23 protein-coding genes are annotated in these 25,357 nt (G+C 70.9%); 14 read left to right on the forward strand and 9 right to left on the reverse strand.

Annotated elements, in window-relative coordinates; all coding sequences use genetic code 11:
- Window positions 1-4 precede the first annotated feature (4 nt).
- The 3 genes from hisB to hisD are packed head-to-tail and all read right to left on the reverse strand — an operon-like array spanning window position 5 to window position 3,038.
- Entirely contained in the window at window positions 5-598 is a 594-nt protein-coding gene (hisB, locus tag BMZ82_RS07745; RefSeq protein WP_093773107.1) for an imidazoleglycerol-phosphate dehydratase HisB, read from the reverse strand.
- Window positions 595-1,701 carry a histidinol-phosphate transaminase gene (locus BMZ82_RS07750; protein WP_256251813.1) on the reverse strand — a complete coding sequence of 369 codons (1,107 nt, stop codon included), beginning with the start codon at window positions 1,699-1,701 and terminating at the stop codon, window positions 595-597. The genes hisB and BMZ82_RS07750 overlap by 4 nt, the downstream gene beginning before the upstream one ends.
- Window positions 1,698-3,038 (reverse strand): histidinol dehydrogenase, encoded by a 1,341-nt coding sequence (gene hisD, locus BMZ82_RS07755; protein ID WP_256251814.1) that lies wholly within the window; start codon window positions 3,036-3,038, stop codon window positions 1,698-1,700. Before hisD ends, BMZ82_RS07750 begins: the two co-directional genes overlap by 4 nt.
- A 138-nt stretch (window positions 3,039-3,176) precedes the next feature.
- Here hisD and BMZ82_RS07760 point away from each other — a divergent pair, with 138 nt between their 5' ends.
- The 7 genes from BMZ82_RS07760 (at window position 3,177) to BMZ82_RS07790 (ending at window position 9,929) form a co-directional block, all read left to right on the forward strand.
- Entirely contained in the window at window positions 3,177-4,754 is a 1,578-nt protein-coding gene (locus BMZ82_RS07760) for an oxidoreductase (protein WP_093773426.1), read from the forward strand.
- Between the two features lie 118 nt (window positions 4,755-4,872).
- Window positions 4,873-5,892 (forward strand): hypothetical protein, encoded by a 1,020-nt coding sequence (locus BMZ82_RS07765; protein WP_093773111.1) that lies wholly within the window; start codon window positions 4,873-4,875, stop codon window positions 5,890-5,892.
- Between the two features lie 11 nt (window positions 5,893-5,903).
- Window positions 5,904-6,644, forward strand: coding sequence for an LON peptidase substrate-binding domain-containing protein (locus BMZ82_RS07770; protein WP_093773113.1), 741 nt, complete (start codon window positions 5,904-5,906; stop codon window positions 6,642-6,644).
- Between the two features lie 35 nt (window positions 6,645-6,679).
- Window positions 6,680-7,183 carry a Cys-tRNA(Pro) deacylase gene (ybaK, locus tag BMZ82_RS07775; RefSeq protein WP_093773115.1) on the forward strand — a complete coding sequence of 168 codons (504 nt, stop codon included), beginning with the start codon at window positions 6,680-6,682 and terminating at the stop codon, window positions 7,181-7,183.
- 702 nt (window positions 7,184-7,885) lie between these two features.
- The gene (locus tag BMZ82_RS07780) at window positions 7,886-8,530 is read left to right on the forward strand and encodes a hypothetical protein (RefSeq protein WP_093773117.1); all 645 of its coding nucleotides are present in this window, start codon (window positions 7,886-7,888) and stop codon (window positions 8,528-8,530) included.
- Window positions 8,531-8,617: 87 nt separating this feature from the next.
- Window positions 8,618-9,502 (forward strand): glycine betaine ABC transporter substrate-binding protein, encoded by an 885-nt coding sequence (locus tag BMZ82_RS07785; protein WP_093773119.1) that lies wholly within the window; start codon window positions 8,618-8,620, stop codon window positions 9,500-9,502.
- A 67-nt stretch (window positions 9,503-9,569) separates the two neighbouring features.
- The gene (locus tag BMZ82_RS07790; RefSeq protein ID WP_143098835.1) at window positions 9,570-9,929 is read left to right on the forward strand and encodes a hypothetical protein; all 360 of its coding nucleotides are present in this window, start codon (window positions 9,570-9,572) and stop codon (window positions 9,927-9,929) included.
- A 172-nt stretch (window positions 9,930-10,101) separates the two neighbouring features.
- Here BMZ82_RS07790 and BMZ82_RS07795 read toward each other — a convergent pair whose 3' ends face one another.
- From BMZ82_RS07795 to BMZ82_RS07810, 4 genes are all read right to left on the reverse strand, one after another.
- Window positions 10,102-10,842: a DUF2567 domain-containing protein gene (locus tag BMZ82_RS07795; RefSeq protein WP_093773123.1), complete on the reverse strand. Its 741-nt coding sequence runs from the start codon at window positions 10,840-10,842 to the stop codon at window positions 10,102-10,104.
- Window positions 10,843-10,876: 34 nt separating this feature from the next.
- Window positions 10,877-11,701 carry an ABC transporter permease gene (locus BMZ82_RS07800; protein WP_093773125.1) on the reverse strand — a complete coding sequence of 275 codons (825 nt, stop codon included), beginning with the start codon at window positions 11,699-11,701 and terminating at the stop codon, window positions 10,877-10,879.
- 82 nt (window positions 11,702-11,783) lie between these two features.
- Window positions 11,784-12,803 (reverse strand): ABC transporter ATP-binding protein, encoded by a 1,020-nt coding sequence (locus BMZ82_RS07805; RefSeq protein ID WP_177244424.1) that lies wholly within the window; start codon window positions 12,801-12,803, stop codon window positions 11,784-11,786.
- 63 nt (window positions 12,804-12,866) lie between these two features.
- Window positions 12,867-14,096, reverse strand: a complete 1,230-nt coding sequence (locus BMZ82_RS07810; RefSeq protein WP_093773129.1) for an NYN domain-containing protein — start codon at window positions 14,094-14,096, stop codon at window positions 12,867-12,869.
- A gap of 222 nt (window positions 14,097-14,318) precedes the next feature.
- Here BMZ82_RS07810 and BMZ82_RS40605 point away from each other — a divergent pair, with 222 nt between their 5' ends.
- Complete coding sequence (locus BMZ82_RS40605; RefSeq protein ID WP_093773131.1) at window positions 14,319-14,483, forward strand: hypothetical protein; 165 nt, start codon at window positions 14,319-14,321, stop codon at window positions 14,481-14,483.
- Window positions 14,484-14,587: 104 nt separating this feature from the next.
- Here the strand turns inward: BMZ82_RS40605 and dnaE are convergent, their stop codons facing one another.
- Window positions 14,588-18,127 (reverse strand): DNA polymerase III subunit alpha, encoded by a 3,540-nt coding sequence (gene dnaE / locus BMZ82_RS07820; protein ID WP_093773133.1) that lies wholly within the window; start codon window positions 18,125-18,127, stop codon window positions 14,588-14,590.
- Window positions 18,128-18,297: 170 nt separating this feature from the next.
- Between dnaE and BMZ82_RS07825 the strand changes: the two genes are divergently transcribed.
- The 5 genes from BMZ82_RS07825 to BMZ82_RS07845 all read left to right on the forward strand — a co-directional run bounded on the left by BMZ82_RS07825 (window position 18,298) and on the right by BMZ82_RS07845 (window position 23,514).
- Window positions 18,298-19,623, forward strand: coding sequence for a DUF2252 domain-containing protein (locus BMZ82_RS07825; protein ID WP_093773135.1), 1,326 nt, complete (start codon window positions 18,298-18,300; stop codon window positions 19,621-19,623).
- Between the two features lie 67 nt (window positions 19,624-19,690).
- Entirely contained in the window at window positions 19,691-20,383 is a 693-nt protein-coding gene (locus BMZ82_RS07830) for a hypothetical protein (protein WP_093773137.1), read from the forward strand.
- A gap of 92 nt (window positions 20,384-20,475) precedes the next feature.
- Window positions 20,476-21,285, forward strand: a complete 810-nt coding sequence (locus BMZ82_RS07835) for a thioredoxin domain-containing protein (RefSeq protein WP_093773428.1) — start codon at window positions 20,476-20,478, stop codon at window positions 21,283-21,285.
- A gap of 92 nt (window positions 21,286-21,377) precedes the next feature.
- Window positions 21,378-23,057 (forward strand): alkaline phosphatase D family protein, encoded by a 1,680-nt coding sequence (locus tag BMZ82_RS07840; RefSeq protein WP_093773139.1) that lies wholly within the window; start codon window positions 21,378-21,380, stop codon window positions 23,055-23,057.
- Between the two features lie 103 nt (window positions 23,058-23,160).
- Window positions 23,161-23,514 (forward strand): hypothetical protein, encoded by a 354-nt coding sequence (locus BMZ82_RS07845; RefSeq protein ID WP_143098836.1) that lies wholly within the window; start codon window positions 23,161-23,163, stop codon window positions 23,512-23,514.
- A gap of 42 nt (window positions 23,515-23,556) precedes the next feature.
- Here the strand turns inward: BMZ82_RS07845 and BMZ82_RS07850 are convergent, their stop codons facing one another.
- Window positions 23,557-24,126: a dienelactone hydrolase family protein gene (locus BMZ82_RS07850; protein WP_093773143.1), complete on the reverse strand. Its 570-nt coding sequence runs from the start codon at window positions 24,124-24,126 to the stop codon at window positions 23,557-23,559.
- Between the two features lie 108 nt (window positions 24,127-24,234).
- On the opposite strand from BMZ82_RS07850, the gene BMZ82_RS07855 reads away from it, so the two are divergent.
- Window positions 24,235-25,350, forward strand: coding sequence for a mechanosensitive ion channel family protein (locus BMZ82_RS07855; RefSeq protein WP_093773145.1), 1,116 nt, complete (start codon window positions 24,235-24,237; stop codon window positions 25,348-25,350).
- Window positions 25,351-25,357: the final 7 nt, after the last annotated feature.

Here is a 25,357-nt window from a genome sequence, read left to right on the forward strand (position 1 = left end):
GGTTCTACAGCGCGCCCTTCGTGGAGGGGAGGATGCCGGCCGCGCGCGGGTCGCGCTCGGAGGCGTAGCGCAGGGCGCGGGCGAGGGCCTTGAACTGGCACTCCACGATGTGGTGCGCGTTGCGCCCGTAGGGCACGTGCACGTGCAGCGCGATCTGGGCCTGGGCGACGAAGGACTCCAGGATGTGCCGGGTCATCGTGGTGTCGTACTCGCCGATCATCGGCGCCATCTTCTCGGGCTCGGTGTGCACGAGGTAGGGGCGGCCGGACAGGTCGACGGTGACCTGGGCGAGCGACTCGTCCAGCGGGACCGTGCAGTTGCCGAAGCGGTAGATGCCCACCTTGTCGCCGAGCGCCTGCTTGAAGGCGGCGCCCAGCGCGAGGGCGGTGTCCTCGATGGTGTGGTGGGAGTCGATGTGCAGGTCGCCGTCGGTCTTCACGGTCAGGTCGAACAGACCGTGCCGGCCGAGCTGGTCGAGCATGTGGTCGTAGAAGCCGACGCCGGTCGACACATCGACCTTGCCGGTGCCGTCGAGGTTGATCTCGACGAGGACCGAGGTCTCCTTCGTCGTCCGCTCCACACGTCCTACGCGGTTCATGCGCTCTGCTCCTTCTTCAGTTTTCGGACCGCGTCGAGGAACGCGTCGTTCTCTTCGGGGGTTCCGGCGGAGACCCGCAGCCACCCCGGGATGCCGTTGTCCCGGACCAGGACGCCCTGGTCGAGGATCTTCTGCCAGGCGGCGCGGGAGTCCGCGAACCGGCCGAACTGCACGAAGTTCGCGTCGGACTCGACGACTTCGCAGCCGAGGGCCCGCAACTCGCCCACCAGCCGGTCCCGTTCGCCCTTCAACTGCTCCACGTACCCGAGCAGCGTGTCGGTGTGCTCCAGGGCGGCCAGCGCGGTCGCCTGGGTGACGGCCGACAGGTGGTAGGGCAGCCGGACGAGTTGGACGGCGTCGACGACGGCGGGGTGCGCGGCGAGATAGCCGAGCCGCAGCCCGGCCGCGCCGAAGGCCTTCGACATCGTGCGCGAGACGACGAGATTCGGCCGACCTTCGAGCAGCGGCAGCAGCGAGTCGCCGTGGCTGAACTCGACGTACGCCTCGTCGACGATCACCATCGACGGCTTGGCGGTCTGTGCGGCGTCGTACAGCGCGAGGACCGTCTCGGGCGAAACGGCGTTGCCCGTGGGGTTGTTGGGGGTCGTGACGAACACGACGTCGGGCTTGTTCTCCGCGATCCACCGCTCGGCGGCGGCGAGGTCGATCGAGAAGTCCTCGTTGCGCGGGCCGGAGATCCAGCCGGTCCCGGTGCCGCGCGCGATGAGCGCGTGCATCGAGTATGACGGCTCGAAGCCGATCGCGGTACGGCCCGGTCCGCCGAAGGTCTGGAGCAGTTGCTGGATGACCTCGTTGGAGCCGTTGGCCGCCCACACGTTCTCGACGCCGACCCGGTGGCCCCCGGTCTTCGTCAGGTAGTCGGCCAGCCCGGTGCGCAGCTCGATCGCGTCCCGGTCGGGGTAGCGGTTGAGGTCGCGGGCGGCCTCGCGGACGCGCTCGGCGATCCGCTCGACCAGCGCCTCGGGCAGCGGGTAGGGGTTCTCGTTGGTGTTCAGCCGTACGGGGACGTCCAACTGGGGCGCGCCGTAAGGGGACTTGCCGCGCAGCTCGTCGCGTACGGGAAGATCGTCGATGCCGGTCACTTGCTCGTCGGTACCTTCCATCCGAACCTTGCCTTGACCGCCGCGCCGTGCGCGGGCAGGTCCTCCGCCTCCGCCAGCGTCACCACGTGATGCGCGACGTCGGCCAGCGCGTCGCGGGTGTAGTCGACGATGTGGACGCCCCTCAGGAAGGACTGCACGGACAGCCCGGAGGAGTGGCAGGCGCAGCCGCCGGTGGGCAGCACGTGGTTGGATCCGGCCGCGTAGTCGCCGAGGGACACCGGCGACCAGGGCCCGACGAAGATCGCGCCCGCGTTCCTGACCCGGTCGGCCACGGCGGCGGCGTCGGCCGTCTGGATCTCCAGGTGCTCGGCGCCGTACGCGTCGACGACGCGCAGGCCCTCGTCGATGCCGTCGACGAGGACGATCGCCGACTGGCGGCCGGCGAGCGCCGGGACGATCCGGTCGTCGATGTGCTTGGTGGCGGCGATCTGCGGCTGGAGCTCCTTCTCGACCGCGTCCGCCAGTGCGACGGAGTCGGTGACGAGGACGGCGGCGGCCAGCGGGTCGTGCTCGGCCTGGCTGATCAGGTCGGCGGCGACGTGCACCGGGTCGGCGCTGTCGTCGGCGAGGACGGCGATCTCGGTGGGGCCGGCCTCGGCGTCGATGCCGATCTTGCCGGTGAAGTAGCGCTTGGCGGCGGCGACCCAGATGTTGCCGGGGCCGGTGACCATGTTGGCGGGCGGGCAGGACTCGGTGCCGTACGCGAACATCGCGACGGCGGTGGCGCCGCCTGCCGCGTACACCTCGTCGACGCCGAGCAGGGCGCACGCGGCGAGGATCGTCGGGTGCGGGAGGCCGCCGAACTCGGCCTGCGCCGGGGAGGCGAGCGCGATGGACTCGACGCCGGCCTCCTGGGCGGGCACCACGTTCATGATCACGGACGACGGGTAGACCGACCGGCCGCCCGGCGCGTACAGCCCGACCCGCTCGACCGGCACCCACTTCTCGGTCACGGATCCGCCGGGCACGACCTGCGTCGTGTGGGTCGTGCGGCGCTGCGCGCGGTGCACGAGGCGGGCGCGGCGGATGGACTCCTCCAGGGCCGCGCGCACGGCGGGGTCGAGCTGCTCCAGCGCGTCGGCGACGGCCTGCGCCGGGACCCTCACGGAGGTCAGCCGCACGCCGTCGAACCGCTCGGCGAAGTCGATCAGCGCCGCGTCGCCCCGATGATGCACGGCCTCGCAGATCGGGCGCACCTTCTCCAGGGCGGCCGAGACGTCGAATTCGGCTCGGGGCAGCAGGTCGCGCAGGGCGGGGCCCTCGGGAAGGGGGTCGCCGCGCAGATCGATTCGGGCCAGCGAGAAATGTTGCAGCACGAGGTCAATTCTCTCAGACCGGGATCGGACGTCGTTCGCGCGTATCAATGGCTGATACAGAACGTGGCCGGACGGCCGCCGGAACCCGGAAGATCACCTTCACGTCTAGCGGGGAGGGTGACCGAAGGGGTGACGGGTGTGACGGAGGGGGCCGGCGGGCACGCCGGGGAGCTGCCGGACGATCTGACCGCCGCCGAGGCCGGCATGTGGCAGGCCTTCCGCGACGGCACCGTGTACGACCTGAGCAGCGGGGACACGGTCGTCGACGATCCGCACGGCGGTCATCCGTGGGGCGCGGGGCGGACCGTGCGGGCGCGGATCGTCGCCTGGCTGCTGCTGGCCGGGCCGCCCGCGCTGGCCGGCCGGGTCGCCTCGTTGAAACTGGCCGGCGTGCAGATCAGCGGCTCCCTGGACCTCGCGGGCGGCACGGTGGTGCCGTATCTGGAGATGCGGCGCTGCCGGTTCGAGCAGGAGGTGCTGATGCCGGAGGCGCGGTTCACGACGATGCGGATGGTGGACTGCTCGGTGCCGCGGCTCGAGGCGGCCCGGGTGCACACCGAGGGCGATCTGCACCTGCCGCGCTGCCGCTTCCACAACGGCGTCCGGCTCACCGACGCGCACATCGGCACGGACCTGCTGCTCAACCAGGCGATCGTGTACCGCGACCGGTCCGGCCGTTCGATCGCCGCCGACGGCATGACGGTCGGCCAGGACCTCCAGGCGGAGCTGCTGGAGTCGCATGGCGAGCTGAGTCTGCGCAGCGCCACGATCGGCGTGTCGCTGAGTCTGCGCGGGGCGCGGCTGGCCAACCCGTACACCCGGCTCGCGCTGAACGCGCCGCAGCTCACGGTGGGGCGCTCGCTGTATCTGACCCCGGCCGGCGTCGGCGGCCAGGCGCTGAGCGGCACGACTCCCGCGCGCGGGACGCGCATCCAGCGTTTCGACTGCCGGGGCGGGGTGCGTCTGGACGACGGGCGGTTCGGTGACGCCGTGGACCTGGAGCGGGCCCGGTTCGTCTTCACGGAGGACCAGGAGCTGTCGCTGCGCCGGGTGCAGACGCCCGAGCTGCGCTTCCTCGGGGAGCCTCCCGCGCGCGGGAAGGTGGTGCTGTCGGGCGCCCGGGTGATCAACCTCGTCGACCGGGCGAGCGCCTGGCCGGGCCCTGGCCGACTGCACATGGGCGGCTTCGCGTACGAGAACCTGGTGCCGCAGGGCCCGTTCCCGCTGGCCGAGCGGCTGCGCTGGGTGGCGGCGGCGACCGCCGAGTACGCCCCGGAGCCGTACGAGCGGCTGGCGACCGTGCTGCGGGGCGGCGGGGAGGACGAGGACGCGCGCGAGGTGCTGCTCGCCAAGCAGCGCCGCCGCCGCGAGACGCTGCCGCCCGCGGCGAAGCTCGTGGGCTACGCCCAGGACTGGACGGTCGCCTACGGGTACCGGCCGGGCCGCGCGGCGGTGTGGATGGCGGTGCTGTGGGCGGCGAGTTCGCTGGCCTTCGCGCACGCCGCGCATCCGCCCGTCAACCGCGACGGGCATCCGCCCTGGAACCCGGCCCTGTTCACCCTCGACCTGCTGCTGCCCGTCATCGATCTGGGGCAGGTCGGCCAGTGGCAGTTGCGCGGCGGCTGGCAGTGGCTGGCGACGGCGCTGATCCTGCTCGGCTGGGTCCTGGCGACGACGGTGGCGGCGGGGGCGACGCGCCTGCTGCGCCGGAGCTGACCGTGCCGTACGCACAGTCGTTGAACGGTCACCTTTTTACCGGCCCTTGACTCTGCGCCGTACAACTTTCCACAGGTTGCCCGAACCCTCTGGCGCATTCTGAAGCTGCGGCTTTTCAATGGTCGGCACCATGGCTCTGCTGCCCCCCTTCATCCGCGCCTCCCGGGCCTCCCGGGCACCGCGGAACGCCGCCCCCCACAGCGCCGCCGGGCTCCCCACCGACGACGAGGTGCTCCTCGACGTACCGGACGACCGGCTCGGACCCGCGCTGGTCGCCGCCGCCCTGGGCGCCTACGCGCCCGCCGCCGAGCTGCTGGCCCGCACCCGGGAACGCGCCGAGTGGGAGTACCACGACCGGTACGTGACCCGGCTGGCGTCCTTCGCGCACGCCCGCCCCGACTGGTTCGCGGACTGGCGGGCCGCCGCCCCGCGCGACCCCGACGTGCTGATCGTCTCCGCGCAGCTCGCGGTGGACCGGGCCTGGCGGTCGCCGGCCCGCGCCGAGCTGCTGCGCGAGGTGAGCCCGCTGATCACGGCCGCCGCGCAGAGCGACGTCCGCGACCCGGTGCCGTGGCGCATCGCCCTGGACCACGCGCGGGGCACCCGGGCCGGGCACAAGTACTTCGGCGAGCTGTGGGCGGCCGCGGTGCGCCGCGCCCCGCACCACTACGGCTGCCATGTGGCCGCCAAGCGCTACCTCGCCGAGTCGTGGCACGGCTCCCACCGCGAGTGCTTCGACTTCGCCGACCGCGCCGCGCAGGACGCCCCGGCCGGCTCGCTCGTCCAGGCGCTGCCCGTGCGGGCCGCGTTCACGTACCTGACCGACGGCTGCGGCCCCGAGGTGCCGCGCGAGCGGCTGGACGCCGCCGCCGACCGCGCCGTCGCGCTCTCCGCGCGCTTCCCTGGCCTCGACCCGTGGCCGGCCGAGATCCGCAACCTCCTGACGTACGTCCTGGTCCGCCTCGGCCGCCGCGACGACGCCCTCGTGCAACTGCGCCTGATCGGCCCGTACGCCACGTCCTTCCCCTGGGGCCGGCTGTCGGACGACCCGCTCGGCCACTTCCTCGCGGTGCGCGAGGAGGTCCGCTCGGGCCCCGGGAACGGGCACGGCCAACGCGCCCGCCCCGTGGACCACTAGGCTTCTGCGTCGTGACCACCGTCCGCCTGCCGCTCTTCCCGCTGAACTCGGTGTTGTTCCCGGGACTCGTGCTCCCTCTCAACGTCTTCGAGGAGCGCTATCGCGCCATGATGCGCGATCTGCTGAAGACCCCCGAGGACGAAACGCGCCGGTTCGCCGTCGTCGCCATCCGCGACGGCCACGAGGTGGCGCCCAGTGCCTCGGGGCTGCCCGACCGGACGGCGCGGCCCGAGCGCGGCCCCGCGGCCGGGTTCGGCGACGACCCCCTGAAGGCGTTCCACGGCGTCGGCTGCGTGGCCGACGCGGCGACGATCCGCGAGCGGGCCGACGGCACGTTCGAGGTGCTGGCGACGGGCACGACGCGGGTGAAGCTGCTGTCGGTGGACGCGTCGGGCCCGTTCCTGACGGCCGAGCTCCAGGAGCTGCCGGAGGACCCGGGCGACGAGGCGGGCGCGCTCGCGCAGGGCGTGCTGCGGGCCTTCCGCCAGTACCAGAAGCGGCTGGCGGGCGCCCGCGAACGCTCCCTGACCACCGGCGCGGACCTGCCCGACGAGCCCTCGGTCGTGTCGTACCTGGTGGCGGCCGCGATGATGCTGGACACCCCCACCAAACAGCGCTTCCTCCAGGCCCCCGACACGGCCTCCCGGCTCCGGGACGAACTGAAACTCCTGCGCGCGGAGACGGCGATCATCCGCAACCTGCCGTCGCTCCCCGCATCGGACCTCACCCGAGCCCCGACGAGTCTCAACTGACGCAACTGACTCAACCGACACAGACGAAGGCCCGCATGCCGAAGAAGGCGAAGAAGCAGCAGCCCGCCGGCGGCACCCCCGCGACGGTGGCCCTGACGGCGGCGGGCGTGGACTTCACGCTTCACGCCTACGACCACGACCCCGGCCACCCGTCCTACGGCGAGGAGGCGGCCGAGGCGATGGGCGTCTCCCCCGACCGGGTCTTCAAGACCCTGGTGGCGGACGTGGACGGCACCCTGACGGTCGCGGTGGTCCCGGTGGCGGGCTCCCTGGACCTCAAGGCCCTGGCAGCGGCGGCAGGCGGCAAACGAGCGGCGATGGCCGACCCGACCCTGGCGGAACGCACCACGGGCTACGTCAGAGGCGGCATCTCCCCCCTGGGCCAACGCAAAAAACTCCCCACCGTCCTGGACGCCTCGGCGACAACTCACGCCACGATCTGCGTCTCGGCGGGCAGAAGGGGCCTGGAGCTGGAACTGTCCCCCACGACCCTGGCCGATCTGACGGAAGCGGTACTGGCCCCGATCGCCAGAGCCTGACCCCTGGCAGCCCGGCCGACCGCGTCCAGCCCGTCCGGCGCCCCCGTACAGAAATACGCCGTCGCCCGGCTCTGCACCCGTGCCGGAACTCCCGCGACCGCCTCCGAATGGCACACATACCTCCCCGACGTGCCCCACCGGAACCTCTGCGCGCATTCCGGTATAGCCATGGATACCGGTCCTGAAAACCGGTCCTGGTCCCGCCGTCCGGACCGCTTCCCAGGAATACGACGCACCCGGAACGCGGCTGGACCTCCACCCCGCGCAAGGGAAATCAGATCGCCGCTCATGTGCGATTTACTACATCTGTGAGCCTATGGACTAATTGACCATCCATGTCACCATTTTGAACTCGCCCTCGAGTTGTTTACCTCTTCGAACCGGCTTGATAAACAACTCTGCCCCCACGAAAGTTTTCCCACGACCTCCGTCGACCCTCCCTGCCTCGAGCGCCGACGAAGCATGGTCACCCATGATGCGCGGGTGCTCGAACACGAAGCGCCGCCAGAATTTCGGGAGCATTGGGACCGAATTCAGGCGGCGTCATTTGGCGTTCCCTGAAATACGCATCCCGATGGTGAACCGGAATCCAGCGTCCCGAATTAACAATTTCGTTATTGACGTTTCAAGATCTTTACCCCGATAGTGGTGTGGGTCCGACGGGTCGTCCGTCGACGCCCATACCCCACTGTGGAGTAACCGATGGAATTCGCTCTTCGCAAGAACGGCTCCACCAAGCGCTTCGCCCGGACAGCCGGCGCTGTCGCGGCTCTCACTCTGGGCGCCTCGCTGATGGCAGCCCCTCAGTCGGCGTTCGCCGCCGACAGCCCCACCACCAAGGAGCTCCTGGACGCCTGCGGCTGGGCTGACTTCTGCCAGTTCCACCCGCAGAGCTACTGGACCTACACCGGCCCGAACCACCAGGTCGGCAGCACCGCGTTCAACTGCGCGAGCCAGACCAACGACCACCGCGTCGACTGGCAGGACACGACCGGCTCCACCAACTCGGTCGGCGTCTCGATCACCGCGACCGCCTCGTTCTGGAAGACCTACGAGGTCTCCGTCCAGGCCAGTTACGGCCACTCCTGGGAGGTCTCACACACCGACACCGAGAGCAACACGATCCACATCCCGGCCGGATACAAGGGCTGGATCGAGCGCGGCACCTCCAAGCAGCAGGCCAAGGGCTGGTACGAGCTGCACTTCGGCAAGCGCTACTACGGCCACTACATCTGGTACATCAACAACTACCAGTCGTCCGGCTACAACACGGACAAGCCCAACGGCGGCTACGTGAACTTCAAGGACGCGAAGATGTCGCAGACCGAGCGCAACCAGCACTGCTGAGCCGCCCCACCCCCACCGCACAGCAAGCGGCTCCGCCCGGCCCCGGCCGGGCGGAGCCGCCCGCCCCATCGCGAAGTGTGATGCTCTGTGACTCCAGGAACTCGTCTCCGGCTGCGTATCGCCGCCGCGACGGTCTGCTCCCTGCTGCTCCTCACCGGCTGCGCGGCCGGTGCCGGCGACAACCCGGACACTGGGTACGCGGACCGCGAGGGACCGACCGTGATCGGTACCGACGGCTCCGCGGAGAGCCGCGTCACCGCGGCGCTCTACGGCGAACTCCTCACCGCCGCAGGGACGAAGGTGCGGATCGCGACCACCCGTTACGCGACGCCCGCCGACACCGCCAAGGCCGTGGTGGAGGGCGAGATCGGCCTGGCGCCCTCGTACGAGAGCACCCTGTTGCGTGCGCTGCCCGGCGGCCAGACCATGCCCGGCAACATGGCGGCGACGCTGAGCATGGCCCTGCCCCCCGGGATCGTCGCGCTGCCCCCGGCCGCCGCGCAGCGCGGGCTCGTCCTCGCGGTCACCCGGGCCACCTCCCGACGACTCGGCGGACCGCGCAGCTTCGCCGACCTGAAGAAGTCCGGCGACCGCCTCACCCTGGGCGGCTCCGCCTCCGGTGCCGCGGACGCTCCGTCCGTCTCGGCGCTGGCGCAGGCCTACGGCCTCACCCTCGCCGCGGCCCCCGCGTCAAGCGCCCCCGATGTGCTGGTGCTGCGCAGTACCGACCCCGCGATCACCCGGGGCGGCCTGGTCGTACTGGCCGACCCCAAGGAAGTCGCACCGCCCGAGCACGTCTTTCCGCTCGCCGGCGCCCCCTATGCGGACCTGACCGCCAGAAACGCCCTGGCGCGCGTCAACCCCTTGCTGACCACGGAGCAACTGGCGGTACTGGCCGCGTCCGTCAGCAGTGGTGAGGCCCCCGCCAAGGTGGCCACGGCCTGGCTGCGGTCCAAAGGCCTGCTCGGCTGACCCGCCCCACACCCCCCACGGCATGCCGCCCCGACATGCCAGAAAACGAAAGAACGGTGCCAGTCCCATGAACAACCTTCGACGCAAAGTAACCACAGCCGCCCTTACCGCGAGCGCCGTCCTCGGCGGTCTGGCGCTCCCCGCGACGGCCAGCGCCGAAGGGCAGCCGGCTGTGCAGGTCATGGTCTGCAACGACACCTCCGCCCGCATGGACTTCTGGGTCAAGGGCTACAACCAGTTCGGCGACTGGGACGACTCGCCGGTGTGGACGGCCAACTCCGCCACCTGCGCCACGGGCTGGGGCTTCTGGTGGAAGAAGAACGCGTCGGTCGAGCTCCACTACAAGGTCGGCAACGGCGCGTGGACCTGGAAGGCCGTGTACATCCCGCGGACGAACGACTCGCGGACGTTGATCCGCGTGCCGTAGGACGCCGTAAGACGCCGTAGGCCGGGTCGGTGCCGGTCCGTGGCGGCAGATCCCAACAGGGTGCCCGCACGGGCGTGAGGCGGTGGCCGAGGGCGATGACGCTCCTCGGCCACCGCCTCATGCGATACGGCGGGGCAGCGCGGCGCGGGCGCCGCGGGCGGAGAAAACCGCCCTACACCACAGGCGCCCCATACCCGTCCACAGGCCCGCCCCCCTGGGGCAGATACGGGTCAGGATCCCGAGGCCCGAACAGCGCCGTAAGCCCCAGATGCACCACCAACGCGGCCAGCGACCACGCCAGCAACGCCCCCTTCGCCCCCAGCTTCAACGGCGCCGAGAACGTCACCCCCTTGCCCACACTCCGCGCATGCGCGATCACATCGGAAGCGGGCCCGAGCCACACCCCCAGCCGCCAGGCCAGCAACGACCCGAGCACCCCACCCACCGCGAGCGCGACGACCAGCGGCACACCCCCACGCCGCCGCCAGGCGAACACCGCCCCCGCACTCACCGCACCGACCGCCAGCGCCAACAGGGTGAACGTCCCGTCCACCCCGATCGCCTGCTCCCCCTCGGTGTCCTTGAAGTAGACGACCCAGTTGCCCTCCACCACATCCCCCACCAGCGGCACCTTCGGCGCGAGCCACACCCACAGCAGCCCCAGCAGCACCCCGAAGACCGCGACCACCACCGTGATCACGGCGGCTTCGCGCAGTTCGGTCTTCATCCCGGGCCCGTCCTGTCCGTAGGACACCTCGTAGGGCGCGCCGTACCCCCCACCGGCCGGAGGCCAAGCCTCGTACGGAGCCGAAGAGGAAGCCGAAGCCGAAGAAGGTGAAGGAGCCGAAGCCGAAGGCGGCTCGTGCGAAGAGGGTTCGTGCGGCGGCGGAGGCGGAGTCAGCGGTGCGGTCACTCCGCCATCGTGCCAGGCCCGCCCGCGCGGCGCGTCACCGGACGGCGGCCCGACGGTACGCCCAGGTGGCGACGGCGAGCGACACGACGCCCACCCCCGCGCACACGGCGAGATCCCCGAGCACGAACGCCCAGTCGGGATCGGCCCGGAAGGTCCGGGCGAACGCCTCGACGCCGTACGTCGACGGCAGCAGATCGCGGGCGAAGCGCACCGCTTCCGGCATCCGGTCCGGCGGCAGCACGCCCAGCAGCAGCGCGGCCGACATGCCGAGCTGCCCCAGCACGGTGGCCAGCTCCGGCCGCGACGCGAGCAGCCCGAAGGCCGCCCCGAGCCCGGACAGCGCCGCGCCCGCCAGCGGAATCACCAGGGCGAGCACCCACAGATGCGTCAGCGGCAGCCCGAACAGCACGCTCCCGAAGACAGCCGTCACCAGAGTCCCCGGCACGGTGAACGAGGCGTACGCCCCCGCCGCCCCCAGCACCACGGCCGCCGGCGGCACCGGCAGCGTCGCGTAGTGGTCGAGCCCCCCGCTGGCCCGCAACTGCCCGAAGTACTGCGCCAGCAGATTCAGCGCGACGAACGCGACGACCAGCACCGCCGACCCCGCGACCACGGCCTCCGCCTCGTGCCCGCCGTCCACGACGCCCCGCATCATGATCAGGATGCCGACCGACTGGAAGGTCGCCACGAACAGCAGCGGGATGCGCGCCACCCGCGCCCGGGACAACTGCGCCCGGTACACGGCCACGAGCGACGGCCACAGCCGGGCGCGCGGCGCCAGCTCGGCCGCGGCGGCCCGGGCGGGCTCCGGCACGGTCCGGGTGCTGCCCGGCAGAACCTCGGCGGGTACGACACTCACGTGGCGCTGCTCCTCTTCCCTACGGTTCGCACACCGTCCCATACGGAGACGACGCCCCTCGCACTCACACCCGCACCGGCGCTCACGCCCGCACCAGCCCCTGCCGGGCGGCCCCGCCCAGCGCCAGGTAGACGTCCTCCAGGCTCGGCGTGGCCAGGGTGAAGTCGTCCAGGGCGGCGAAGGCGGCCCCGCCGGTGACGGTGGCGACGACCGCGCGGGCCTCGTCGGGCGCGAGCCGCAGCGTCCAGCGGCGGCCGGACTCCACGGCCCGCTCGCGCAGCGCGGCGACCTCGGGCACGTCCAGCGGCGCCCGCTCCCGCCACACCAGCTCGACCCGCACCTCCCCGGCGACCTGCTCCTTGAGCCCGGACGGGGTGTCGCAGGCGATGACCCGGCCCTGGTCGAGGACGGCGACCCGGTCGAGGACGGTCTCCGCCTCGATGACGTTGTGGGTGACGAGCAGCACGGTCGTGCCGCGTTCGGCGCGCCGCCGGTCCACGGCGGCCCACACGGCCCGCCGCGCGACCGGGTCCATCCCGGTGGTCGGCTCGTCCAGCACCAGCAGCGGCCGCTCCCCCACCAGCACGGCGGCGAAGCAGGCCAGCCGCCGCTGCCCGCCGGACAGCTTGCGCAGCGGCCGGCCGGCGATCGGCGTGAGGCCCAGCTCGTCGAGGACGGCGTCGCGCTCCCGGCGGGCCGCGCGCACGTCGAGGCCGCGCAGCCGTCCGGTGGTCTCGGCGGCGAGGGAGACGGTGAGTTCGTCGAGGGCGGTGGACTCCTGCCCGAGGTAGGCGAGGAGCCGCGCGGCGCGCTCGGGGTGGCGTACGACGTCGTGGCCGAGGATCTCCACGCGGCCCGTGTCCGGCCGCATGAGCCCGGTCATCTGCCGGACGAGGGTGGACTTGCCGGCCCCGTTCGGCCCGAGCAGCCCGAAGATCTCACCGCGCCGGATGTCCAGGTGCACGTCGTCGGTGGCCCGGACCTCGGGGGTGGCGGGAGTGCCGCGCCGGCCGCGGACCGCCGGATACGTCTTGGTCAGCCCGCGCACGGCACACACGACCTCGCCCCCCTGCCGGACTGCCGATGCCGCGCGCGTACTCACAAGGGACGAGGGTACGGGGTCGGGGACCTCCGCCCGCCGTCGGGGGCGTACCGGCCGCCCGGTTCAGTCGCCCGCCGGAGCGGGCTCGGCCGTCGTCCGTACGTCGATCTCGCGCCAGAAGCCCGCCCGGATGGCGTACCGGTCGTGTTCGTCGATCTGGTCGTCCTTGTGGGCGAGCAGGCCGAAGCGGGCCGCGTACCGCAGCAGCTCGCCGTCGATGCGGTGCGGGATGCGCGGGTACATGCCCGACAGCTTCTGCAGATGGCCCTGGTCGCCGAGGCGTCCCATCCACCGGCGGGCGAAGACCTGCCCCACCTCGTAGGGGTCGCCGCCGACGGTGGTGATGTCCTCCTCGCGGTCCGCCCACCGCTGCTCCGCCGTGGTGACCTGCGCGAGCGTCGGCATCGAGGCGACCTCGGAGGGTTCGGCCACGCCGCCGGGGCGGTCGACCCAGCCCTTGTCGGAGGACCAGCGCAGGGTCGCGGTGGTGGGGTGCTGGACGGTCTGGGCGCCGGGTGCGCGCAGCGCGGCCAGGTCCTTGGGGGTCGGGACGCCCTTGGGGGCGGGGACGCGCTCCTGCGCGCCGTTCTCGGAGGCGACGGTGGACGGGTGCTCGGAGGGGTGCTCGGGCTCCTCGGCGGTCCGCTCGGCGGCGCGGGCGAGGCCGGAGTCGGGCAGCGGCGCGGAGAGGATCGCGGCGATCTCGGGCCGGGGCACGGGCGGCGGCGCGCAGATCCCGCCCAGCTCCTTGGCGCGGACGGCCTTGGTGATCCACGTACGGTCCAGGACGCGCCGTTCGTCGGCCTCGGCGACGAGGTCCTCGGACTGGTTGTAGTCGCCGTCGGCGGCCTGGACGGCCCACAGGTGGACGGCGACGCCGTGCTCCTTGGCGGCCATCATGCCGGGCAGCAGGTCGCCGTCGCCGGTGACGAGGACGACGTCGGAGCAGGCGCGGTTGCGGGCCAGCTCGGTCAGCTCGGCGTGCATGGCCGCGTCGACGCCCTTCTGCGCCCAGCGGCCGTCGCTGCGGGTCAGCGCGCCGAGCCGGACCGTGACCCGGGGCATCACCCGCAGCCTGCGGTGTTCGGGCTGCGGGACGCGGTCCGGGGCGCCGTCGAACCAGTAGATGCGCAGCAGTGGCCGCTCGGTCTCGGACTCGGCCTGTTCGCGCAGGCCCTGGACGAGGGCGGAGTGATCCACGGTGATCCGGGATCTCGACGGCTCCCCGGCGAGGAGACTGGCGGCGGCCCCCAGCAGATACCCGGCGTCCACCAGGACGATGCAGCGGTCCACACGACTCACCCTCTTTACGGGAGGTTTGCTTTGGGCTTCCTTCGAGTCTGCCCGACCTGACGGGGGTTAACGGCCCGAACTCGATCTTCGGCGTGGCGTTTCGGGCACTTCCGCTCCGACACCCCCTCTTACAGACGGTAATTATCCGAAATGCGCCATAAGTCAGCCTATGTGAGTCTGGTCCCGTCTCTGGCCCTCAGATCTCCCCAGGAGGCAGACGCCATGGCCAAGCACAAGAAGCAGGATCGTAAACAGCCGCAGTCCGAGCGTGGTCAGCAGCAGGCCCAGCAGTCCTCGATGCAGGACCAGGCCGAGCAGCGCATCTCTCAGGTGACGCCGTCCGACGTCGCCCGCAAGGGCCGTCAGAAGCGCTTCGGCCACAACTGACGTCCGCAGGGCGGGCTGTTGCAGCCCAGGCACACCGAGGGGCGCATCCGAAACCGGATGCGCCCCTCACGCTTCACTCCCGTCAACCGCAGCCGGTCGGCCGGTCAGCCCGCCAGGCAGGACGGGCCGAGCAGCACCTTCAGGTCGCCGAACAGGGCGGGATCGGGCTTGACCCGGTGCCGGTCCAGACGCAGCACGGTCGTCTTCGTCGGGCCCTGGAGCCTGATCCGGACCTCGCTGTCGCCCCGGTGGTGGGTGAGGATCTCGCCGAGGCGGTTGATCATCGGCGGGGTGACCCGGGTGGCCGGGATGGTGAGGATCACGGGCGCGTTGGTGCCCGCGTTCGACAGGTCCGGGACCTGGAGCTCCATGGCGACCAGGCGCGGCACGTCCTCGCGCTTGTCGAGGCGGCCCTTGACGAACACGACGGCGTCCTCGACGAGTTGGGTCGACACGAGCTGGTAGGTCGCGGGGAAGAACATGCACTCGATGGAGCCGGCGAGGTCCTCGACGGTGGCGATCGCCCAGGCGTTGCCCTGCTTGGTCATCTTGCGCTGGAGGCCCGAGATGATGCCGCCGATGGTGACGACCGCGCCGTCCGTGTGCTCGCCTCCGGTGAGTTGGGCGATGCCCGCGTCCGCCTTGTCGGACAGCACGTGCTCCAGGCCGAAGAGCGGGTGGTCGGAGACGTACAGGCCGAGCATCTCCCGCTCCTGGGCGAGCAGATACGTCTTCTCCCACTCGTCGGTGGTGAACTCGACGTCGAGGCCGAAGCCGGGCTCGCTGGTCTCCTCCTCGCCCATCCCGCCGAACAGGTCGAACTGCCCCTCGGCCTCCTTGCGCTTGACCGCGACCACGTTGTCGATCATCGGCTCGAAGTGCGCGGTGAGGCCCTTGCGGGTGTGCCCCATCGTGTCGAAGGCGCCCGCCTTGATCAGCGACTCCGTGGTGCGCTTGTTGCAGGCGACCGCCTCGACCTTGTCGAGGTAGTCGGGGAAGGAGGCGTACTTCCCCTTGGCCTTGCGGCTGCGGATGATCGACTCGACCACGTTCGTACCGACGTTGCGGACGGCTTCCAGGCCGAAGAGGATGACGTCGTCACCCTGGGCGGCGAAGTTGTGCACCGACTCGTTGACGTTCGGCGGCAGCACCTTGATGCGCATGCGCCGGCACTCGTTCAGATAGATCGCGGACTTGTCCTTGTCGTCCTTGACCGAGGTGAGCAGCGCGGCCATGTACTCGGCCGGGTAGTTCGCCTTGAGGTAGGCGGTCCAGTACGAGACCAGTCCGTAGGCGGCCGAGTGGGCCTTGTTGAAGGCGTAGCCGGCGAACGGGACCAGGACGTCCCACAGGCCCTGGATGGCCTCGTCGCTGTAGCCGTTCTTCTTGGCGCCGGCCTGGAAGATGGTGAAGTTCTTGGCCAGTTCGTCGGGCTTCTTCTTGCCCATCACGCGGCGCAGGATGTCGGCCTCGCCGAGCGAGTAACCGGCGATGATCTGGGCGGCCTTCTGCACCTGCTCCTGGTAGACGATCAGGCCGTAGGTGACCGCGAGCACCTCTTCGAGGGGCTCCTCCAGCTCCTTGTGGATCGGGGTGATCTCCTGGAGCTTGTTCTTGCGCAGCGCGTAGTTGGTGTGCGAGTCCATGCCCATCGGGCCCGGACGGTAGAGCGCGGAGACGGCGGAGATGTCTTCGAAGTTGTCGGGCTTCATCAGGCGCAGCAGCGAGCGCATCGGGCCGCCGTCGAACTGGAAGACGCCGAGGGTGTCGCCGCGCTGGAGGAGTTCGAAGGTCGTCGGGTCGTCGAGCGGCAGGGCCAGCAGGTCGAGGTCGACGCCCTTGTTGGACTTCACCATCTTGACGGCGTCGTCCATGATCGTGAGGTTGCGCAGGCCCAGGAAGTCCATCTTCAGCAGGCCGAGCGACTCGCACTGCGGGTAGTCCCACTGGGTGATGGTCACGCCGTCGGTGTGCCGCACCCAGATCGGCGCGTGGTCGACGATCGGCTCGCTGGACATGATCACGCCGGCCGCGTGCACGCCCATCTGCCGGACCAGGCCCTCGACGCCCTTGGCGGTGTCGATGACCTTCTTGACGTCCGCCTCGTTCTCGTACATCGCGCGGATCTCGCCGGCCTCGCTGTAGCGCGGGTGCGAGGGGTCGGTGATGCCGTTGAGGTCGATGCCCTTGCCGAGGACGTCGGCGGGCATCGCCTTGGTGAGCCGGTCGCCCATGGCGTACGGGTAGCCCAGCACGCGCGCGGAGTCCTTGATCGCGTTCTTGGCCTTGATCTTGCCGTAGGTGCCGATCATGGCGACCTTGTCGGCGCCGTACTTCTCCGTCACGTACCGGATCACCTCGACGCGCCTGCGCTCGTCGAAGTCGATGTCGACATCCGGCATGGAGACGCGCTCGGGGTTGAGGAACCGCTCGAAGATCAGGCCGTGCGGGATCGGGTCGAGGTCGGTGATGCCCATGGCGTAGGCGACGATCGAGCCGGCCGCGGAGCCTCGGCCGGGGCCGACCGCGATGCCCTGCTTCTTGGCCCACATGATGAAGTCGGCGACGACGAGGAAGTAACCCGGGAACCCCATCTGGATGATGACGTCCATCTCGTACTCGACCTGCTTCTGCCGGTCGTCGGGGACGCCGCCGGGGAAGCGGCGGTCCATCCCGAGGCGGACCTCCTCCTTGAACCAGGTGACCTCGGTGAAGCCCTCGGGGATGTCGAACTTCGGCATGAGGTTCTTCGCCTCGAACATGCCGGAGGTGTCGATCTGCTCGGCCACCAGGAGGGTGTTGGCGCAGCCCTCCTGCCAGGCGTCCGAGGAGTCGATGGCGTACATCTCGTCCGTGGACTTCAGGTAGTAGCCGGTGCCGTCGAAGCGGAAGCGGTCGGGGTCGGAGAGGTTCTTGCCGGTCTGGATGCACAGCAGGGCGTCGTGCGCGGTCGCCTCGTGCGCGTACGTGTAGTGCGAGTCGTTCGTCACCAGCGGCGGGATGCCGAGCTTCTTGCCGATGTCGAGGAGGCCGTCGCGGACCCGGCGCTCGATCTCGATGCCGTGGTCCATCAGCTCCAGGAAGTAGCGGTCCTTGCCGAAGATGTCCTGGTACTCGGAGGCCGCCTTCAGCGCCTCGTCGTACTGGCCGAGGCGCAGCCGGGTCTGGAGCTCGCCGGAGGGGCAGCCGGTGGAGGCGATGAGCCCCTCGGACCACTGGGAGATGGTCTCCTTGTCCATCCGGGGCCACTTCTGCAGCCAGCCCTCGGCGTACGCGTCCGAGGAGAGCCGGAAGAGGTTGTGCAGGCCCGTCGCGTTGGCCGCCCAGATCGTCTTGTGGGTGTAGCCGCCGGAACCGGAGACGTCGTCGCGCTTCTGGTGCGGCTGGCCCCACTGGATCTTCCGCTTGTTGCGCCGCGACTCGGGGGCGACGTACGCCTCGATGCCGATGATCGGGGTGACGCCGGCCTTCTTGGCGGTGTGGAAGAAGTCGTACGCCCCGTGCAGGTTGCCGTGGTCGGACATGGCGATGTGGGTCATGCCCATCTCGTTGCACGCGTTGAACATGTCCTTGAGCCGCGCGGCACCGTCCAGCAGCGAGTACTGGGTGTGGACGTGCAGGTGCGTGAACGGCGGCTTTGACACGGCGTGGCCTCCATGGAAAACACTGGGCGACAGGCTGGCGGACAGTCTGGGGGGACAGCGTCGAAGTCTAAGCCTCGCCACTGACAATCACCGGGCACTCCCGCGTACCGTCGTGCGTTGGACGGCAGAGACGCTGTCGTCCGAAGCACTGCACCAGGAGGCACCCAGCGATGTCGGTTCCGCAGCTCAACGACGAGCACCGCGGCGAGGAGATCCTCGCCGTCTTCGACACCGCGTTCGGCGAGCTCCTGGCCGCCGACCCGGCCGCGTTCCGCGTGAAGTTCCGGAAGATGGCGGCCTCGGCCTTCGCGTTCTACCGGGGCACGGCGGGCCTCTTCTACCACGACCTGGACGCCGAGAAACGGGGCGGCCCGTATCTCGACGAGCGCACCTCGCGCGTGTGGATCCACGGCGACCTGCACGCGGAGAACTTCGGCACGTACATGGACGCCACGGGCCGGCTGATCTTCAACGTCAACGACTTCGACGAGGCGTACGTCGGCCCCTTCACCTGGGACCTCAAGCGCCTGTCCGCCTCCCTCGCCCTCATCGGCTACGCCAAGGCGCTCAGTGACGAGCAGATCAGCGAACTGGTGGAGGTGTACGCGGGCGCGTACCGCGAGCGCGTGCACGCCCTGGCGACCGGCGCCAAGCGCGACGAGGTGCCGCCGTTCACCCTGGACACGGCGCAGGGCCCGCTGCTGGACGCGCTGCGTGACGCCCGCTCCCTGACCCGCTTCGGGCTGCTCGACTCCATGACGGAGATCCGTGACTTCGAGCGCCGCTTCGCGCCCGGCGGCGGCTCCATCGAGCTGGACGCGGCGACCCGCTACAAGGTCCTGGCGGCCTTCGACGGCTATCTGGAGACGCTGCCGGAGACGTCGCTGACCCGCCCGGACTCCTACCGGGTGAAGGACGTCGTGGGCCGCCGGGGCATCGGCATCGGCTCGGCCGGGCTGCCGTCGTACAACATCCTCCTGGAGGGCCACAGCGACGCCCTGGAGAACGACGTCGTGATCTACATCAAGCAGGCCCAGACCCCGGCGGTCTCCCGGCACATCACCGACCCGGCGATCCGCGGCTACTTCCAGCACGAGGGGCACCGCACGGTGATCTCCCAGCGCGCCCTCCAGGCGCACGCCGACCCGTGGCTGGGCTGGACCGAGCTGGACGGCGCGGGGCAGTTGGTCGCCGAGGTCTCGCCGTACGCGGTCGACCTGGACTGGGGCGACATCGACGACCCGGAGGAGATCGCGGCCGTCGTCGCCGACCTGGGCCGGGCCACGGCCACGATGCACGCGGCGGCGGACGACACCTCCGGCGAGTCCCTGGTGCCCTTCTCCACGGAGCGGGCCATCGACGCGGCGATCGCGGCCGACGAGGAGGGCTTCGCGCCCCTCCTGGTCGACTTCGCGCACACGTACGGCGCACGCGCGCGTGCCGACCACCAGATCTTCGTCGACCTGTTCCGCAACGGCCGGATTCCAGGTCTCTAACGGTCCGCAGCTCAGAGGGGTCCTTTAGGGGTCTCTTACAGGAGCACGTGACACACTCTCCTCCGCTATGGACATATCCGGGACCCGCCTCAGAGCCGTACGCGCGGCGCTGTTCACGGCCTTCGTCGTGACGCTCAGCACCGCGTCGCACGTGCTGCTGTCGCGGGCCCCCCTGCCGCTCAACACGGTGGCCGCCGTCGCGGCCGCCGTGTTCGCGTGCGCGTACGCCCTGGCGGGCCGCGAGCGCGGCTTCGGGCGGATCGCCGCCCTGCTGATCCCGCTGGAGCTGGCCGCCGACACCGTCCTCACCACCGGCCAGCACGTCTGCTACGGCCGGGCAGGCGGCCCGGTCGCCGGCCCGCTGGCCTCGGTCGGCTGGGACGTGCTGTGCGGCGACGGCACCCCCGTCGGCAGCCCGCTGGCCCAGGTCACCGGCACCGACGCCGGCAAGCTCGGCGGACTGCTGGCGCACGCCGACCCGGGCACCGCGTGGCTGCTGCTCGGCGCGCACGTCTGCGTCGGCCTGCTCGCGGCCGCCTGGCTGCGCCGGGGCGAGCGGGCGCTGGCCCGGCTGCTGGGGGCGGCGACCGCGACGACCTTCCGGCCGCTGCTGCTGGCCGTCGCCGCCGTGACCGTACGACGCGCCCCGGCGGCCCGCCGCCTGCCGCGGCCCACGCGCCGTACGACCACCGTCCGCGAGCGGATCCTCGTGCATTCCCTGGGACGGCGTGGACCGCCGTGCTCGGCCGCCGCGGTCTGAACGGACCGGCGTACCCGAACACCCACCAGTCCCACCCGTCCCCACACGAACTTCCGCGTACCCACCCGTACGCGTCCCCTTTGGAGAACACCATGAGCAAGCGGAACAGCGCGGCGGCGAAGACGGCGGCCCGGGAGCGGCTGCGCGCCGAGCGTGAGCGCGAGGCCAAGCGGGCCAAGGTCAGGCGGCAGGTCATCGTCGCCACCTCGGCGGTCGCCGTGCTGGCCGCGGCCGGCGGCATAGGTTACGCCGTCGTCCAGGCCAACAAGCCCAGCCACTGGGAGGCCGTGAAGAGCGAGAAGGTCGTCGCCCCCGCCAACACGACGGGCACCGACGGCACCACCGTCGTCATCGGCAAGAGCACCGCGAAAAAGACCCTCAAGGTCTACGAGGACCCGCGCTGCCCCGTGTGCGCGCAGTTCGAGCAGACCGTCGGCTCGACCCTGAAGAAGGACGTCGACTCCGGCAAGTACAAGTTCCAGTACGTCGGCGCCACGTTCATCGACAACAAGGACAACGGCGAGGGCTCCAAGAACGCGCTGAGCGCCCTGGGCGCCGCGCTGAACGTCAGCGACGAGGCGTTCCTCGAGTACAAGACCGCGCTGTACTCGGCGAAGTGGCACCCGGACGAGACGACCGACGAGTTCAAGGACGACGCCTACCTCATCAAGGTGGCGAACACCGTCACCGCGCTGAAGAACAACACGAAGTTCCAGGACGCGGTCAAGAAGGGCACCTACGACGCCTGGGCGATGGCCATGTCGAAAACCTTCGACAGCAACAAGGAGGGCGTGACCGGCACTCCGGGCTTCGTCATGGACGGCAAGCAGCTCAACAACGGCAGCCCGCTGCTGACCGTGGCCGACTTCGAGAGGGTCGTGGGCGAGGCCCTCAAGGGCTGACGGACGGGGAATCCCAGACTCCGGGTGAAGAGCGGGCGAACTTTTCGAGTTCGCCCGCTCTGCTGTCGTACCGGTCAGTAATCTCATCGCCCGTGACCAGTCGACACAGATCGTCCGAGAGCGCCGGCATCCCGTCGGAGCGCCCCAACTCCCTTTCCCCGCGCCGCCGTACGGCCCTCAAGGCCGCGGCGGCCACCGCTGTCCTGGCCGGCCCGCTCGTGGCCGCGCTACCCGCCCGGGCCGCCGAGGCGCCCGCCTTCCTGCACGGCCTCGCCTCCGGCGACCCGCTGCCCGACGGCGTGCTGCTGTGGACCCGCGTGACGCCCACCGCCGCCGCGATACCGGGTTCCGGGCTCGGCCCGGACACCGAGGTGAGCTGGGTCGTCGCCAGGGACAAGGCGCTGACGGACGTCGTCGCCAAGGGCTCCACCACCGCCACGGCCGCGACCGACCACACGGTCAAGGCCGACATCCGGGGCCTCGCGCCCGCGACCGACTACTACTTCCGCTTCTCGGCCGGCGGCACCGACTCCCCGGTGGCGCGCACCCGCACCGCGCCGGCGGCGGACGCCGCCGTGCCGGGCCTGCGCTTCGGCGTGGTCTCCTGCGCCAACTGGGAGGCCGGCTACTTCTCCTCCTACCGCCACCTCGCGGCCCGCGGCGACCTGGACGCCTGGCTGCATCTCGGCGACTACATCTACGAGTACGGCACCGGCGCGTACGGCGCGCGCGGCACCGTCGTACGGGAGCACGCGCCCACGCACGAGATCCTCACGCTCGCCGACTACCGCACCCGGCACGGCAAGTACAAGACGGACCCCGACCTTCAGGCCCTGCACGCCAAGGCGCCGGTCGTCGCGATCTGGGACGACCACGAGTTCGCCAACGACAGCTGGTCGGGCGGCGCGGAGAACCACACGGAGGGCGCCGAGGGCGCCTGGTCGGTCCGTCAGGCCGCCGCCAAGCAGGCCTACTTCGAGTGGATGCCGGTCCGTCCGGCCATCGCCGGCACCACCTACCGGCGGCTGCGCTTCGGCAAGCTCGCCGATCTGTCCCTGCTGGACCTGCGCTCGTTCCGCTCGCAGCAGGTCGCCGTCGGCAAGGGCACCGTCGACGACCCGGACCGGACGATCACCGGGCGCGCCCAACTGGACTGGCTGAAGGCCGGGCTGAAGGCGTCCGACACCACCTGGCGGCTGGTCGGCAACTCGGTGATGATCTCGCCGTTCGTCATCGGCTCGCTCTCCGCCGACATATTCAAGCCGCTCGCCAAGCTGCTCGGGCTGCCGCAGGACGGCCTCGGCCTCAACACCGACCAGTGGGACGGCTACACCGACGACCGCCGCGAACTCCTCGCCCACCTGCGCTCCAACGCCATCCGCAACACCGTCTTCCTGACCGGCGACATCCACATGGCGTGGGCCAACGACGTGCCGGTGGACGCCGGCACCTACCCCCTGTCGGCCTCGGCGGCCACGGAGTTCGTGGTCACCTCGGTGACCTCCGACAACCTCGACGACATCGTGAAGGTCCCCGAGGGCACCCTCACCGCGGTCGCCGCGCCCCTCATCCAGGTCGCCAACCGGCATGTGCACTGGGTCGACACCGACCGGCACGGCTACGGCGTCCTGGACATCACCGCCGAGCGCGCGCAGATGGACTACTACGTCCTGTCCGACCGCACGAAGGCCGACGCGACCTCGGCCTGGGAGCGTTCGTACCGCACGCGCACCGGCACGCAGAAGGTCGAGCGCACATACGACCCCGTGTAGAAAATAATTCCGGGCGCGGCCGAAAAGATCTCGCTAGTGTCGCGGACGCATTGTCTGACCGTCACACCGGCGGTCCGACAGTTCCGTCCACGATTGGAGTCACATGGCCACCCCCCAAAGTGTCCTGACGAAGACTGCGGTGTTCGGCGCAGCCCTGGCCCTCGCCGGACTCACCGCCACATCCGCCGAAGCGCGGGAAGCCGCGCCGGCGGCGGCACCGGCGTACGTCAACCTGACGACGCTCGAAAGCGCGCCGATCTACTCCCAGCCCGTCTCCTCATCCACGAGGTACCGCACGGAGCCGCGGGGCACGACCCTGCGGATCCAGTGCTCGACCACCAAGACCCCTTCGGGGAACATGTGGTTCAGGCTCTACGACTCGCAGCCGACGTCCTGGGTGTGGTCCGGCCACTTCCAGTCGCTGGTGCACCCGCCGAAGGAGTGCTTCCCGGGCTAGGGCCTGCGACGCAGTACCGCTGCGACGGAACTCACGCGAGTCTCACAGCGATTCGAGGAAGCCGAGTGCCACCCGCCAGGTGGCCTCGGCGGCCTCCTCGTCGTAGTCGGGCAGCTCGGGGTCGGTGTACAGGTGCCCGGCGCCCGCGTACCGGTAGATCTCCACGTCGGCGCCGGCTCTGCGCATCTGGAGATACCAGGCGCTCAGCCAGTCGTCCGTCTCGAACAGGTCCGGCTCCGCTACGTGCAACTGCACCGGGAGGTCGGCCACCAAGACGTTCGGCGCGAGGTCCGAGGTGCCGTGCAGGAGCAGCAGGCCCCGCGCCTTGTCGTCGCCGAGGGCGAGGGTCTGCGCGATCGACGCGCCCAGCGAGAAACCGGCGTACACCAACCCGCGCTCCGAGTAGGGCGCGGCGGCCAGGACGGCTCGCTTCAGCAGCTCGTCCTTGCCGATCTCCTCCTTGTGCGCCATGCCCTCCTCGACCGTGTCGAACGTGCGCCCGCCGAAGAGGTCCGGCGTCCACACCTCGTGCCCGGCGGCGCGCAGCCGGTCCGCCGCCGCGCGCACTGCGGGCCGCGGGCCGTAGGACGAGTGAAAGAGCATGATGTTCATGCGTTCATGGTGCCAGCCCGCACTGACAACGCCGCACGTGCGCCGCTTCACACGACTTCACCCGACGTCGCATGTTCAAGCCCGGCGGACCCGGTTACGTTCGAAGGCATGGAGAACCTGCTCCGGCCCGTGATCGTGGTCGGCGGTTCGGTCGTGCTGACAGTCCTCATCGGCTGGGCCACCGACCGTCTGCTGTCCAAGGCCGACCGACGCCACACCGAGACCCCGCTGTGGGGCCTGCTGCGCCGTGGCCGCGTCCCCTACCAACTCGTGCTGTGCGCGGCGATGCTGCGAGGGTCCTACGACGCGGCGCGGTTGCTGGAGGACCACCGGACCGCCATCGGCCGGGCCCTGACGCTGGTGCTGATCGGCGCGGCGGCGTGGCTGGTGATCCGGATCACGGCGGCGGTCGTGGAGACGACGTACTCGCGCTACGCGCGCGTGCACCGCGATCCGGCCCGGATCCGGCGGGTGCGGACCCAGGTGTCGCTGATCATGCGGGTGGTCGCGGCCGTCGTCGGCGTGATGGCCGTGGCCGCGATGCTGCTGACGTTCCCCGCGATGCGCGCGGCGGGCGCCTCGCTGCTGGCCTCGGCCGGCATCCTCGGCATCGTCGCCGGTGTGGCCGCCCAGTCGACGCTGAGCAACCTGTTCGCGGGGCTGCAGATCGCCTTCGGCGACATGGTGCGCATCGGCGACACCGTGGTCGTGGACGGCGAGTGGGGCACCGTCGAGGAGATCACCCTGACCTTCCTGACCGTGCGCACCTGGGACGAGCGCCGGATCACCATGCCGGTGTCGTACTTCACGTCGAAGCCGTTCGAGAACTGGTCGCGCGGCACCCCGCAGATGACCGGCATCGTCTTCTTCCACGTCGACCACACGGCGCCGGTCGAGGCGATGCGCGAGAAGCTGCGCGACATCCTGCGCGAGTGCCCCGCGTGGGACGGCCGCGCCTGCGGCCTGGACGTCACGGACACCACCCCCAACACGATGCAGGTCCGGGCTCTGGCCACGGCGAAGGACGCCGACGACATCTGGACGGTCCGGGTCACGGTCCGCGAGCAGATGGTCCGCTGGCTGGCCCGGGAGCACCCGTACGCACTCCCGAGGGTCAACACGGCCGACGCGACCCCACCCCCGGGCGGCCGCCTGCCGAGCCCGTCCTCGTCCTCGTCCCGGGACGGAGCCGCCGCCCCGGACGGGGCCGCCCACCGCGCGTGAGGCCGAC

The sequence above is a fragment of the Streptomyces sp. yr375 genome, from assembly GCF_900110755.1.
Classification (GTDB): domain Bacteria; phylum Actinomycetota; class Actinomycetes; order Streptomycetales; family Streptomycetaceae; genus Streptomyces.